Annotated in this window: 14 protein-coding genes; 6 read left to right on the plus strand and 8 right to left on the minus strand. The window is 43.5% G+C overall.

Translation table 11 applies throughout. The features are described 5' to 3' along the window. The first annotated feature begins 15 nt into the window (after positions 1-15). A complete protein-coding gene (gene hflX / locus HMPREF1647_RS00370; protein WP_035431045.1) occupies positions 16-1,329 on the plus strand; it encodes a GTPase HflX in 1,314 nt (437 codons plus the stop codon). On the opposite strand, the gene HMPREF1647_RS06885 is transcribed toward hflX, so the two are convergent. Together HMPREF1647_RS06885 and lexA are read right to left on the minus strand one after the other, a co-directional pair. Then, the gene (locus HMPREF1647_RS06885) at positions 1,300-2,064 is read right to left on the minus strand and encodes a heparan-alpha-glucosaminide N-acetyltransferase domain-containing protein (RefSeq protein ID WP_081933284.1); all 765 of its coding nucleotides are present in this window, start codon (positions 2,062-2,064) and stop codon (positions 1,300-1,302) included. The two genes, hflX and HMPREF1647_RS06885, sit on opposite strands and share 30 nt — an antisense overlap. Positions 2,065-2,071: 7 nt before the next feature. Next, positions 2,072-2,725, minus strand: coding sequence for a transcriptional repressor LexA (gene lexA / locus HMPREF1647_RS00380; RefSeq protein WP_035431049.1), 654 nt, complete (start codon positions 2,723-2,725; stop codon positions 2,072-2,074). A 185-nt stretch (positions 2,726-2,910) separates the two neighbouring features. Between lexA and HMPREF1647_RS00385 the strand changes: the two genes are divergently transcribed. From HMPREF1647_RS00385 to HMPREF1647_RS00405, 5 genes are all read left to right on the plus strand, one after another. Beyond that, positions 2,911-3,357, plus strand: a complete 447-nt coding sequence (locus HMPREF1647_RS00385; protein WP_035431052.1) for a LysM peptidoglycan-binding domain-containing protein — start codon at positions 2,911-2,913, stop codon at positions 3,355-3,357. 97 nt (positions 3,358-3,454) lie between these two features. After that, positions 3,455-3,901, plus strand: coding sequence for a transcriptional regulator NrdR (gene nrdR, locus HMPREF1647_RS00390; protein ID WP_012808854.1), 447 nt, complete (start codon positions 3,455-3,457; stop codon positions 3,899-3,901). Next, the gene (gene dut / locus HMPREF1647_RS00395; RefSeq protein ID WP_035431054.1) at positions 3,901-4,350 is read left to right on the plus strand and encodes a dUTP diphosphatase; all 450 of its coding nucleotides are present in this window, start codon (positions 3,901-3,903) and stop codon (positions 4,348-4,350) included. Before nrdR ends, dut begins: the two co-directional genes overlap by 1 nt. A 70-nt stretch (positions 4,351-4,420) precedes the next feature. Next, complete coding sequence (locus tag HMPREF1647_RS00400; protein ID WP_035431056.1) at positions 4,421-5,737, plus strand: NCS2 family permease; 1,317 nt, start codon at positions 4,421-4,423, stop codon at positions 5,735-5,737. 162 nt (positions 5,738-5,899) lie between these two features. Further along, entirely contained in the window at positions 5,900-6,850 is a 951-nt protein-coding gene (locus tag HMPREF1647_RS00405) for an NAD(P)/FAD-dependent oxidoreductase (RefSeq protein WP_035431058.1), read from the plus strand. Positions 6,851-6,942: 92 nt separating this feature from the next. Here HMPREF1647_RS00405 and HMPREF1647_RS00410 read toward each other — a convergent pair whose 3' ends face one another. From HMPREF1647_RS00410 to HMPREF1647_RS00435, 6 genes are all read right to left on the minus strand, one after another. After that, complete coding sequence (locus tag HMPREF1647_RS00410; protein ID WP_035431060.1) at positions 6,943-7,470, minus strand: GNAT family N-acetyltransferase; 528 nt, start codon at positions 7,468-7,470, stop codon at positions 6,943-6,945. Between the two features lie 742 nt (positions 7,471-8,212). Continuing rightward, the gene (locus HMPREF1647_RS00415) at positions 8,213-9,799 is read right to left on the minus strand and encodes a ClC family H(+)/Cl(-) exchange transporter (RefSeq protein WP_035431062.1); all 1,587 of its coding nucleotides are present in this window, start codon (positions 9,797-9,799) and stop codon (positions 8,213-8,215) included. A 104-nt stretch (positions 9,800-9,903) separates the two neighbouring features. Continuing rightward, positions 9,904-11,097 (minus strand): coiled-coil domain-containing protein, encoded by a 1,194-nt coding sequence (locus HMPREF1647_RS00420; RefSeq protein WP_035431065.1) that lies wholly within the window; start codon positions 11,095-11,097, stop codon positions 9,904-9,906. Between the two features lie 404 nt (positions 11,098-11,501). Next, entirely contained in the window at positions 11,502-12,035 is a 534-nt protein-coding gene (locus tag HMPREF1647_RS00425; RefSeq protein WP_035427597.1) for an adenine phosphoribosyltransferase, read from the minus strand. 51 nt (positions 12,036-12,086) lie between these two features. After that, positions 12,087-12,950, minus strand: a complete 864-nt coding sequence (locus tag HMPREF1647_RS00430; protein ID WP_035431067.1) for a MerR family transcriptional regulator — start codon at positions 12,948-12,950, stop codon at positions 12,087-12,089. Between the two features lie 17 nt (positions 12,951-12,967). Then, the gene (locus HMPREF1647_RS00435; RefSeq protein WP_035427594.1) at positions 12,968-13,384 is read right to left on the minus strand and encodes an FHA domain-containing protein; all 417 of its coding nucleotides are present in this window, start codon (positions 13,382-13,384) and stop codon (positions 12,968-12,970) included. Positions 13,385-13,395 lie beyond the last annotated feature (11 nt).

The following is a 13,395-nucleotide window of genomic DNA, read 5'->3' on the forward strand; positions in this document are numbered from 1 at the left end:
TTAGATAGGGAGTTTATGGGTCGATTTGTTCCATTTTCAACTGCTCCTAAAGTTGAACGAGCAATTCTTGTAGGCGTTGATTGCGGTAAAAGCGATTGGTCGCTTGAAGAATCAATGGACGAGCTTGAGCGTCTGACACAAACTGACGGCGCTGAAGTCTTTATGCGTCTTACGCAAAAACTTGATGCACCAATTCCCAAGACTTTCATTGGCAAAGGTAAAACTGAGGAGCTTGTCTCTCTGGTAAGAAACACCAACGCTGATGTGGTCATCTTTGATGATGAGCTCACGCCTTCTCAGCAATCTAATCTAGAAAAATTACTTGGCGAGCCTGTTAAAGTCATTGACCGTACAGCGCTTATTCTTGATATTTTTGGTATTCATGCACGTACCAAAGAGGGTCGCCTTCAGGTACAGCTTGCACAGCTTCAGTACGTACTTCCAAGGCTTCGTGGTATGTGGAGTCACCTGGTAGGCGAGCAAACTCGTGGCGGCATTGGTAGCCGATTTGGCCAGGGTGAGAGCCAGCTTGAGGTTGACCGTCGCCTTATTAGAAAGCGCATTTCAACCCTTAAAAATGAACTCAAGCAGCTCAGTCAAAGGCGAGAAGTTCAGTCAAAGTCCAGATGGAATTCTGGAACGTTTAGCGTCTCTCTTGTTGGATATACCAATGCTGGTAAATCAACGCTTTTGAATCAACTAACTGGCGCAGATGTATATGCAAAAGACGAACTCTTTGCAACTCTTGATCCAACTACCAGAGCGCTTTCTCTTGATGAAGGCAGAAAGATTGTTCTTACGGATACTGTTGGATTTATTCAAAAGCTCCCAACTAATCTGATTGAGTCTTTTAAATCTACCTTGGTAGAGGCTCAGGAAGCAGATCTTCTTCTGCTCGTTGCTGATGCAACTGATAAGAATCTTTCTAAAGAAATAGCAGTTGTTCGGAGTATTTTGAAAGATATCGAGGCCGATAAAAGCGATCAGATTCTTGTATTAAACAAGGTAGACCTACTTGATGAGCAAGAGCTTCAAATGCTCAGAGCACTCTATCCAGATGCTGTATTTATTTCAGCTCAGGAAGGTATGGGCATTAACGGCCTTCTCCACAAGATTCAAGAAATAGCTAGCGCCGGCGACAAGGTGGTTAGCGCACTTATTCCGTTCAACAAAGGCGCTCTTGTTAAGTCTGTTCATGAGAGATGCCAGCTTTTGCACGAGCAATATGTTGCTGAAGGTCTTTTACTGTCAGTTAAAGCCGACACGTATATGCAGGCACTTTTAGAGCCGTACGTGGTGTCAGAAGACGATATTCTGACTGATGAATAATGCAATAAGCAGCAAAATTGGTTGATGCAAAAGGTAAATGAGAAGTGAATGTCTTCCCATCTCTGTTATGAGGGGAAGAGAGAACCTTTTCATCCAGTTGGGATATCCAGCTTCCTTAAACTGTCTGTTAAAAGCAGCACCACTTAAATACAAGAACAAATAGGGGAGTAATGGGTAGTAATCTCCTGATGAAAAAGATGGAGAGGGAAATCCAGCCCAGGCTAAATATGGTGTTTGGTATAACTCTTTAGGTAACGAGAAAACTATGTTGCCTATACCAATATGTCCACTAGAAATTGGAATGCAAACAACAAAAATTAAAAGCAAAAGAATTGCTGCTGCATATCCTTTTGGTGGAACAGCGAAACGTGAAATAAGAGCTTCTACCAGGGTACATGAGGCCATACAAAAGAAGATTCCAAACGTAATGGGAGTATCAACTTTTGCAAAGGTAGTTGCTGCAAATATTGCTAAGGCTACAAGGCTATAGACTCCTGTACGCTTAAAAGAATCTTTAGAGAAGGCACACATACAACCAGCAATAAAAATAAAAGGATATGAGATTGATGGTATCCAGATTTGCATAAGCAGAGGTGTAAACCACGTAAGCTTAACGTGCGAGATAAAGAACAAATCATAGGTAAAGTGAAACAGAATCATTGAAACTACCGAGATACCTCGTATAGTGTCAAAAAACGTTATTCTCCCTTTGGTTTGTCTTAACTCAGCACCCATAATATGACTAAGAGATTGATCTAATAAGTGCAGTAACCCTACCTAAAATGACAGGATTTTGTACGTAGATTGGCTCCATAAAGTCATTTTCTGGTTGAAGACGAATGCGATCGTTTTCTCTGTAGAACGTTTTAACTGTTGCAGAATCATCAATAAGAGCAACAACAATTTCTCCATCATGAGCATCTTGCTGCTCTTTTACAACAATATAATCGCCGTCAAAAATACCAGCATTGATCATTGATTCTCCGCGAACACGAAGAATGAAAGAACTTGAATCCCCAACAATGCTAGTTGGAAGAGATAGAGATTCTTCTACGTTTTGTTCAGCAAGAATAGGAGTACCAGCAGCAACACGTCCTACAAGAGGAAGGCTAATCACATTATTAGCTATGTCTTGAGTAACGGGGGCAAGCTTTGCTGTATCAGAAGTGTTAGAAGCCTGAGGAACAATTTTCATAGTACGAGGCTTCTTTGGGTCTCTATCAATTAGTCCAAACTGCTCAAGAACTTTTAAATGCATGTGGACAGTTGAAGGAGATGCAAGATTAACAGCAGCGCCAATCTCTCTTACTGAAGGGGGATAGCCATGTTGATCTGTGTAAGAACAGATGTATTCATAAATTGCTGCCTGACGCTTGCTGAGTTTACCCTTTGGCATATGAGCCTCCTTTTTCTTTTTAATAATAATACACGTGTTCTAAAAAATAATCAAACGAATGTTCTATTTTTTCTTGACACGAACAAACGTACTAAATATTATTAGTACAAATGTTCGGACATGACTTTTTGTCCGGTGTATTAGATATAACTAGTTCCGTAAAAACTATTACGGAAGGAAATGATATGAGGCGTATGTACCAGTCAAAGATGTACCAGGTTAGCGGAACTTCAGCTCTTGCTTCTTATAAGCCTGCATTTAAGTTAATTAACGGCGGCGCAAAGAAAGAATCTGTTGCACCTCACCGTGAGGAAGTTTCTTACGTCAAGACGCTAACAAATAAAGAAGCTTTTGTTGCTGGACTTATTATTACTGCATCCTTTGTTTTGATGTTTGCGGTTTCTTTTCTTCGCACAACCGCTCTCAATTCATTTGCTACATCTGTAATGGATAGCGCTTCACAAACAATTACCGTTCATAGCAATGACACGCTGTGGTCAATTGCAGAGAGCAATCCTATTGAGGGTGTCTCTACAGAGCAACAAGTAAGTTGGATTAGAGAAAGAAATAATCTCGATTCTTCTCTTTTAAGAGCTGGACAAACCTTAGAGATTCCTTCTGTATCTAAATAGTAAATATTTATGTAAATTTCTCTCAGAATTCTGTGTTGATAGCAGTCAATACCTGCGTAAAATGGTATCTTCCTTTTATACGAAAAAAGGGGATTCCATGCGTTGTCCAAAATGCGGTCACGAAGAGTCAAAGGTTATTGATTCTCGCTCATCCGAGAATAACGATGCCATAAGAAGGCGTCGCGAGTGCATGTCCTGTAAGTTTCGTTTTACAACCTATGAGCGCTTAGAAGAGATTCCTATCACCGTTGTGAAGAAAGATGGTCATAAGGAGCCTTTTGATAGACAGAAGCTCATGAGAGGCCTTGTTGCTGCAACAGTAAAGAGAGATATCTCTGTTGCTTCTCTTGATCATTTTATTGATGGAATTGAGTCTCAGATTAGAGACAAAGGTCAATACGAGATTAAATCTGAAGACCTTGGAAGCATTGTGCTTAAAAACCTGGTTATGCTTGATAAAGTTGCATACATTAGGTTTGCTTCTGTCTATAGAGACTTTAAAGATGTTGATGAATTTAGTGCAGAATTAAGGAGCCTGAATTAATGAGCAATTTTGACATCCAGCTACCTATTAAACGCCTTGATCCTACTGTTGAACTACCTTCGTACGCCTATACAGGAGATGCTGGATTAGATCTTAGAAGTGCTGAAGATGTTGATCTTGCTCCTTTTGAGCGCAAACTTATTTCTACTGGTTTAGCTATTGCAATTCCTGATGGATACGCAGGATTTGTTCAGCCTAGAAGTGGCCTTGCCCTTAAGAAAGGCCTTTCTATGGCAAATACTCCAGGCCTTATTGACGCTCATTATCGTGGAGAGCTTAAAGTTTGCGCCATTAATCTTGATAGTAAAGAAACTATTCACATTGAGCGCGGCGAGCGCATTGCACAGCTTGTAATTCAGCAAGTTCCAGTTGTACAGCTTGTTGAGGTTGATGAGCTTGATCAGACCGATCGCGGCGCCGGTGGATTTGGTTCAAGCGGAGTTCAGTAATTTCTTATTTTGGTGATAAGCGCTGCGGCGTTTGCATAAAGGAAAAGTCTCTTTAGGAAGGAAGAGCTTAATGGAGAAGTTCTTTAAGGTAGCTGAGCGTGGTAGTAATCCCGCTCAAGAATTTAGGGCTGGAATTACAACATTCCTCGCAATGGCATACATCATTGCAGTAAATCCAGCTCTTCTCGCTGCTGCAGGAGTTCCAATTTCGGCAGCTATTACTGCTACCTGTCTTGGTGGCGGCATCATGACCATTTTGATGGGTCTGTTCTCTAACCGTCCACTTGCTTGCGCATCTGGTATGGGTGTAAACGCTGTTGTAGCCTTCTCTCTTACTCCAATTACTGGTGGAGATTGGCACGCATCAATGGCAGTTATCTTCATTGAAGGAATTGCTATTCTTCTTTTAGTTCTCTGCGGCCTTCGTGAAGCAATTATGGATGCAATTCCTGTAAACCTACGCCACGCAATCTCTGTTGGCCTAGGTCTTTTTATTGCCATGATTGGTCTCAAGAACAGCGGAATTATCGTTGCTAATGAATCCACCCTTGTTGCTCTTGGCGATATTTTCTCTCCAACCTTTATCGTTGGTGTAATTTCCATTGTTGCAACAGTTGTTCTTTACTCTGCTCGTGTTAAGGGCTCCCTGCTTATCGGCATCATCCTTGCCGTACTTGCTGGTATTCCACTTGGTGTTACCGCAAGCCCTACAGGCATTCTTTCTGGTCTTGATTTCTCCACCTTTGGTGCACCATTCTTGACCGATAGTGCTGGTGTTATGGGTATTGTTAAGGCTCTGACAACGCCAGTTCTTCTCGTCTTTGCATTCTCTTTGATGATGTCTGACTTCTTTGACACCATGGGTTCTGCTATGGCTATTGCTAAGCAGGGAGACTTCCTCACTGAGGACGGCAACGTCAAGGACATCAAGCAGATCCTCATTGTTGACTCTGCTGCTGCAGCTGCAGGTGGTTTCTTTGGTGCTTCTTCCATTACCACATTCATCGAGTCCGCATCCGGCGCTGCTGACGGCGGTCGTACTGGTCTTTCTTCTATTTTCACCGGTCTGCTCTTTATTGCAGCAGCATTCATTGCACCTCTCATTTCTATCGTCAGCTCTGCAGCAACTTGTGGTGCACTGGTTCTTGTTGGCTTCCTGATGATGTCTGAGGTTACCGAGATTGATTGGAACGATCTTCTTGAGGGCTTCCCAGCATTCATGGTTATCGCTGGTATTCCAATGACTTACTCAATCTCTGACGGCATTGGCTTTGGCTTCATCTTCTATGTTGTTGTTGCTCTTGTTACTGGTAACGTTAAGAAGGTTAAGCCTCTGATGTGGGTTGCAACTCTTGCGTTTGTTGCTTACTTCATCATTGCTAACTAGTTTTTAGTATTAGGGGAGCGCGTTCAAGATGGGGGTCTTGACGCGCTTCTTTTTTATTTGTGAATAGATTGTGTGCAATCTATTTTTTAGAGATAACTGATAATGATTGTCACCAGTAGGGTATAACAAAGCCAGTTACGATTTATACGATTGGAGCCAATCATGGCAGACGTTATTACTAAAGACCTTGTTATTGTTGGCGGTGGTCCTGCAGGACTTTCAGCAGCAATTTATGCAAAACGCGCCCTTCTCGATACTGTTGTTTTAGAGAAACAGGCGGTAGGTGGCCAGGTCATCACCACTACTGAGGTTGAGAATTACCCTGGTATGCCAAACACTGATGGCTTCACTATTACCGATACTCTTCAGAAGCAGGCTACAGACCTCGGCGCAGAGATTGTCATGGCCAATGTCCTTTCTATTGTTAAGGATCCAGAGACTAACCTCTTTGTGATGGAGACTTCTGAGGGAACCTATCACGCAAAGGCCGTCATTGTTTCTGGTGGCGCTAACCCTCGCCACGCTGGCTTTACCAACGAAGAAAAGTTCACTGGCAAGGGTGTTTCTTACTGCGCTACCTGCGACGGTATGTTCTATCGCGGTAAGCAGGTATTTGTTATCGGCGGCGGTAACACCGCTGTAGAGGAGTCTCAGTTCCTGGCTCGCTTTGCTGACAAAGTAACTCTTATTGTCCGCAAGGATCACCTAAGAGCTAACGCTACTGCAATTAAGCAGTTTGAGGAGAATCCTAAGACAGAGATTCGTTATCTGACCAGCATCACTGCAGTTGATGGCAATGATTTGCTTACTTCCATCACTTTCCGCAATAACCAGACGGGAGAAGAGCACACAGAGACATTTGATGAGGGCAGCTTTGGTGTCTTTGTCTTGGTGGGTCGCGTACCTTCTACTGAGCTTCTGACAGACCTTGTAGACCTAGACGAGCAGGGATATGTCCTTGCTGACGAGCGTATGGCTACTAGAACTCCTGGTCTCTTTACCGCAGGAGATCTCAATAAGAAGCCGCTACGTCAGATTATTACTGCAGCAGCAGACGGTGCCATCGCTGCAACTTCTGTTGCATCTTATCTTGGACAGCCTGTCGAGGGCTAAGAGTTTCTCGATAAGAAGCTTTAAAGTTTGATACCAAAAGGGGACCGCAAACAATTACGGTCCCCTTATTATTTCTTTGGCGAGAAGAACTGTTAAAGGTCAATCCAATATCTTTGTGTAAGCACGTCATCCTCATCAAGGACTTCGTTTTCGAGTATTCCGCCGTTATTGATAATAGATTTTGCTGAGCCGATGTTATCTTTACGACAGCACATGAGAACACGCTCAATACCAAGTTTCTTACACTCTTTGAGCGCAAGCGCAATCATTGCTGTTGCATAGCCTTTTCTTCTCTCACTTGGTCGAATTCCATCACCGATGTGTCCGCCACTATATAGAAGCTCCTCAGTAAGGTAATGGCGAATATTTACCGCTCCAACAAAAATGTTTTTATCGTTGTCATAACAAAAGAGAGTTGTTGTAGGTACTCGACCAGTCGGAAGTGGCTCTTTTACATCTAGTTGCTCTATATAATTTGCAAAGTCATAGTGATCATGCCTAAAAATGCACCGTGGAGATGGATTTGTGTGATTTGTCTCGACATCATGTTTCCACTCATCAAGCATCTCTATTAGCTTGGCTTTATTTTCTTCACTTGGTTTTATAAGAACAATATTCATGTAACTCCTTCACCTTCGAGTTTTAAGAATACTAGTCTAGTTGATATTCAATCCAGCCTTTAGTGCAATGATTTGTGTATTTTGCAACAACCACACCTTGTTTACCTGCAGTTTTATGTATTTATGCAGGTAGATTGGTTGTTTGTATCAAAAAAGGGGAGTAGTAAGTTAAAAATGAATGAGATGGACTAGTTACGAGAAATACTAATTAGATTCAATCTTGTAGGAAAGTCAAAACCAAGGCACCAAGGCATCTAGATTAGAAATCAATCTGAATGAATAAATAGATGTAAAGAGTTTTCTAATTCAAGCTGAATTCATTAGTGAAATAGAAAATTAGATCTTAGAATTTCTCAGTATAAAGAGGTTGTAGAGTGTTACGAATATCTGGCATTGATGACTTGTCTGTAAGTAATTAGTTACAGGAATTCGAACAAAAAAGCTCTGTAATCTAGGCACCTTTGTAAGACCCAAATTACTAGAGGTGTAATTACTCATGACAAAGTAAGAACGTGGCTTAAAACGGCTCTCAGAGGCTCAAATTTTGAAGTAATGAGACGTAGGATATGAAAGCCGATGCAAGATAAAATACTCTAGATATATAGACGTATAAGACCTCTAAATTCCGTTCTCATATATAAAAGTCTGATAATCGATATTATGTAAACTAATGAGTTGAATAAAAAGGAGAAGGATTTTGAGCCCCTCTCCTTTACGGTAGCGTGTACGACAGCGATAAGCACTATACCGATGAGTCGGTCATGACATTCAATTTAATCATGACATCACTTTCATACATCTCATCATAAATTACAAGAATCTTGTCCAGCGCCATCAATTCAGTTTGGCCGGTTGGAATAATCTCCAAGCCCGCACGATCAATAGTTACAACCCTCACTTTGTCAGGCCATGGGATATCTTGGAGCAATTTGCCCTCAACGGGACTTCCTTGGCCAATGGTGAACTCATGAAGGATTTTCTCGCCAGAATCAAGTGTTGGTTTAGACTCCCCTTGCTGAGAAGCCAAGAATTCTGCAAGTAAGTGCTCGTAGAATGGGTCAACATGCAGGATATTTGCGGTTACGTAGGACACAATTGCAACTGCAGACATAGCCATAAGAGCCTCAAGAGAACCTGTGAGCTCAAATATAAGCACTACTCCGGTGACGGGCGCTCTAACTGCTCCGGCAAAAATGCCTGCAACGCCCATAGCGATAAAATTAGGTGCATATGCCATAGGTATGCCAAAAACATGGGTTGCTACCAGGGCAAACAGTGTTCCAACAAGTGTTCCCATGACAACCATTGGAAAGAGAGTTCCGCCAGGCGTTCCAGCAGCAAAACATGTTGTGGTAAAGAAATATTTTCCCAGCAAAAGCACTATAACCATGAGTTCAGTGAGCGTTGCTGGCTCTTTGATTTTCTCGATAATGGCATCGCCACCACAAAGAAGATCTGGCCAGATAAAAGCCATAATTCCAGCTAGCATGAATGGAATAATGAGCCTCGAGAAAGGCACAAACTTAGTTATCTTTTTGTACAGCCCCTGGGCAAAGAACATTCCCTTATTGTGGAGCGCTCCTAATAAACCACAGATAAAACCGACGATAAGAACAAATGCAAAGTCGACATGAGGTAATGGTGCTACGTAAGGAAGCTGAAGGACAGGCTTCATACCAAGGACGTTAGAAACCAGGAAGTCAGCGCCTACTGATGCGGTCATTGCCGAGATAATCAGTGGAGCATGAAACTCTTTCTGAATCTCTTCGATAGCAAAAAGTGTGCCGGTGAGAGGGGCATGAAAAGCGGCTGACATACCCGCAGCTGCGCCACAGGTTACCAGAAGACGTTCTTCTCCCCTTTTGCGTTTAAGGAATTTTGAGACCGCTTTACCAGAAACAGCGCCTAACTGGACTGCTGGGCCTTCTCGACCCATAGAAAGGCCACCAAAGGCAACTAGAACGCCCTGGATAAACTTAACAGGAAGAACTCGATACCAAGGCATATCGGCAGATCCCATGACCTCAGCATTGGTCTGAGGGATTCCAGAGCCAGCGGTGTAGGGTTCAAACTTCATAAGCAGACAAACGGCCACCATAAGAATAATCAGAACACCAAACCAGAGAGCCATATATGGCCAATTACCTGCGATTGATTGAGTAATGGAGCGCATTTGAGCTTCTGCAAAAGAAAGACAAAGGCGATACAGCGTGACTACGCCGCCACCCAGAAGGCCAACAAGCAGGCCTTCTCCAATAAGGGCTACCTGAAACCTACGAGAAAAGTGACGCTCAATAATGTTTGTCTTATGTGTGAGATGAAACGCCACAAGCTCCCCTAGCAGTCTATGGTTAATAAAAAAGCACGTAAAGCGTACTTAGATATTGTACGACTTTACGTGCGTGAGTTAAAACTTTGTACAGAAATTGTACGTTAGCCGGAGAATGGTCCTCCACCATAGAATGCGTAAACAGACCCTTCGCATACACCAAGAGACTCGTTAGCAGCGTGAATCATACGACCGCCGCCAATGTAAATTCCAACATGCTCATAACCAGGACGTGTGAAAACAATATCTCCATAGTTGAGTTCATCTAGGGAATCATGCCAGTTACCAGCAGCGCGAATAGCACGGCCAATGGTTCCTGCGGTACCTGCACGGTAGCCGAGGAAGCAGTAATAGACCAGGCCACCACAGTCAAAGCCGGAAGAAGGAGAAGCTCCACCCCAAACGTATGGATAACCGATACATGCATAAGCTGTAGCAACGCCACCGCCTGCAGCTGGGTAGCCACCGCCACCGCCGGAGTATGATGACCCACCACCAGAATTAGAACTGCTGTTGGAGCTACTGGAGCTGCTGGAACTTGAAGAGCTGGAACTTGAAGAGCTAGAGCTGGAATCGTTAGAGGAGCTATCGCTAGAGGAGTTATCGTTAGACTCTGAGCTGTTAGAAGGAGTCTCGCGAGTAACTGTCTCAATTGCGTAAGCAACGTTGTTATTAGCTGCTGCAGCCTCCTGAGCAGCAAGCTGAGCTTTTACCTCAGCGTCAAGAGAGTCATAGTAACTCTTTGCCTCAGCGACCTGATTTTGGAGGTCATCAGCAGTAGTCTTCATTTCAGAAATCTGAGATTGGAGATTTTCTTGCTCTGCTTCAAGTTCTTGCTGTTGAGCCTGAAGCTGGTCACCAAGAGATTTGACGGTATTGATGGAGTCAGCCTCCTGCTTGCTGGTGCGGTCCATATAGTAGACGCGGCTGACAAAGTCCTCTGGGCTAGATGCTCCAAGGAGGAAGTCCAAAGTCTCCTGTGGGCCTGCCTTATAAGCACTCTTCATTGCTGCAGAAAGGACAAGACGCTGCTTATTGAGCTGGTCTGTAGTCTCTGCAATCTGCTCCTGAACCTCACCAATCTTGTTATTGGTAGCGTCAAGTGCATAGGTTTTCTCGTTAAGGTTATCCATGGCCTCTGCAAGAGCTGCACCAAGAGAGTCTAACTGGGCAGATGCGGCCTCAAGATCGCTTTGTGGGTCTGCGAATAGCTTGGCTGGGGTAAGCAGCGTAGCAGCTACACCAAGACCTGCAAATAAGAGAGCGTCTCGTCTTGTGAAAGATCGGCGCTGTGACATATAAGCTCCTTCCGCAAAGCACGAAATCAATTGGGCAACGTGTTGCTTTGCTTTGCCATCTAGGATAGCTCATTTGATAAAAAATCAAAGTCAACTCGACGATTTCTTAGCGAGAAACCCGTGAAACGAGAAGCTACCCTATCGAGTATTTGAATATTTTACCCCGAAAATGGCATCTCATACAAATTCAAAAGACTATTTGTGCAGTTATATAGCATGGAACGGGCAAATATCATTGCATAAATTTATCTTTGACCTGCAATTATGGAGAAATTCTATGTATTGCAAACAAGTTTACTGTAATTAACAAAATGCTTATGTAAATAAGACAAATGGCTGACAAGCACGTAGTCTTGCCAGCCAACATTGTCAGGTTAAAGTAAGTCTGATGTAAGTGATTTAGCTTATTGAACCTTAATAAGGGTGTAGACCTCTTGGTCAAAGCACTTACCAATAATCTCCCTTGGGTGCAGATAGCAAAGCTCAAGCGCAAATGCAAAGCCAGCTACTTTTGCACCGGCCTTCTCGGCAAGTTGAGCACAAGCAACGCAGGTGCCGCCAGTAGCAACCAGGTCATCAGCAATAAGAACAACGTCGTCTGGGGTAAGAGCATCGGTGTGAATCTGAAGCTCGCTGGTACCGTACTCCAGGTCATAAGCCTGTGCGTAGACCTCACGAGGCAGCTTGCCTGGCTTACGAGCAGGAACAAAGCCTGCGCCCAGTTTGTAGGCTACAGGGGTTCCAACAAGAAAACCACGAGCCTCAGCACCAATAACCTTGGTAATTCCCGCATCAGCAAAGTGCTCTGCAATGTCATCAACAACTGCGTGGAAGCACTCAGGATCTTTAAAAAGTGGAGTTACATCTTTAAAGATAACACCTGGCTCTGGATAATCAGGAATGCTAATGATATGACTCTCATAATCATACGTAGACACAATGTCCTCACATTCAAAATCAAAATCAATGAATAGTTATATATACCTAGATTACTCGTCTAGATGCATATCCTTAAAAGATTCACGAACTAATTTAGTGATAAGTTCATTTCTAACCGCATTGGTGAGGCCTAACATGCGGGTCAGAGCAGCCATAAACTTCTGACGAGTCTCGTCAGTATGGTCAACTTCAACTCCCCCACCTTTTTTAGCGTATACGACAAGCGACTTGGCAAACATACTAGATTCTCGGTTTGCAGCCATAACGTATTGACGCAGGTTCTTGGGCTCAAAACCAAAGTGACGAAGCTCACTACAAAGGCGAATCAACGTAAGGTCTTTGCCATCCACAAGGTCTCTACCGTGTGGAGAGCGCTTTAAAGTAATGACGCCTGCTTCGGAAAGCTGACGAACAAAGCCTACAGAGCATCCCACTATCTCTGGAATGCGATCAATAGCGTGATATTTCTGAACAATCTCAGGGTCATCTACAGGTACCACAATGGCATCGGCATGTGTGGCACCAAGAATTGCCTGAGATACTTGCTTTCCATCAAGCTGAGGTTGAGCCTGGCGAGAAGAACTTTGAGCTTCAGGTGCAGCCTGAGCCTCAGCTCCAGTTGCCTCGTCAGTCTGAGCTTTGACCTGTTGTTCAGCTTCAGGGTTTTTATCTTGCCTATCAAGCTCTTCTCTAATAACTGAGAGTGGCATAAAACGGCTTTTCTGCAGATACAGAATAGTCTCAAGTCGCTTAACGTCTTTTTGGGAATAGAGACGATAGCCACCAGCAGTTCTGGTAGGAGTAAGCAAACCTTCATCCTGCAGATATCTGACTTTAGAAACACTCAAGTCAGGATAGAGAGTCTGTAATTTCTTGACTACTTTACCAATGGTAAGAAAGCCTGAATCAGCCATAAAGCTATCCTTTAACCTTAAGCTGAAACTCTGCTGGTATGGAAGACCATGCGGAAGGTGCCAATCTGAATAGTTGAGCCATCACGCAGGGTAGCCTTGTTAATAATGGCACCATCAACCCAGGTACCATTGAGAGAATCAAGGTCTTCAATAGTTGCATAACCAAGGGCAAGATTAGAGAGATCAATGGTGGCATGATTCCTGGAAACTGTCATGTCGTTCAAGAAAACACTGCTCTTTGGGTCTCTACCAAGAGAAATCTGAGGTAAATTGAGCTCAAAAGTCTGACCAGTCTGTGGTCCCTTGACAATAGTAAGGACAGGGTGAGCTGGCTTTTGTTGAGCCATAAGGTCTGGAACCGTAGCGTCAGCTGATGGCATGCGGAAAATCTCTGTTGAGTCTGGTGACTGCTGTTTGATGTCGTCAGTTGACATGGTTTCTCCTT

This window comes from Lancefieldella parvula DNF00906, assembly GCF_000758945.1.
GTDB lineage: Bacteria > Actinomycetota > Coriobacteriia > Coriobacteriales > Atopobiaceae > Lancefieldella > Lancefieldella parvula_C.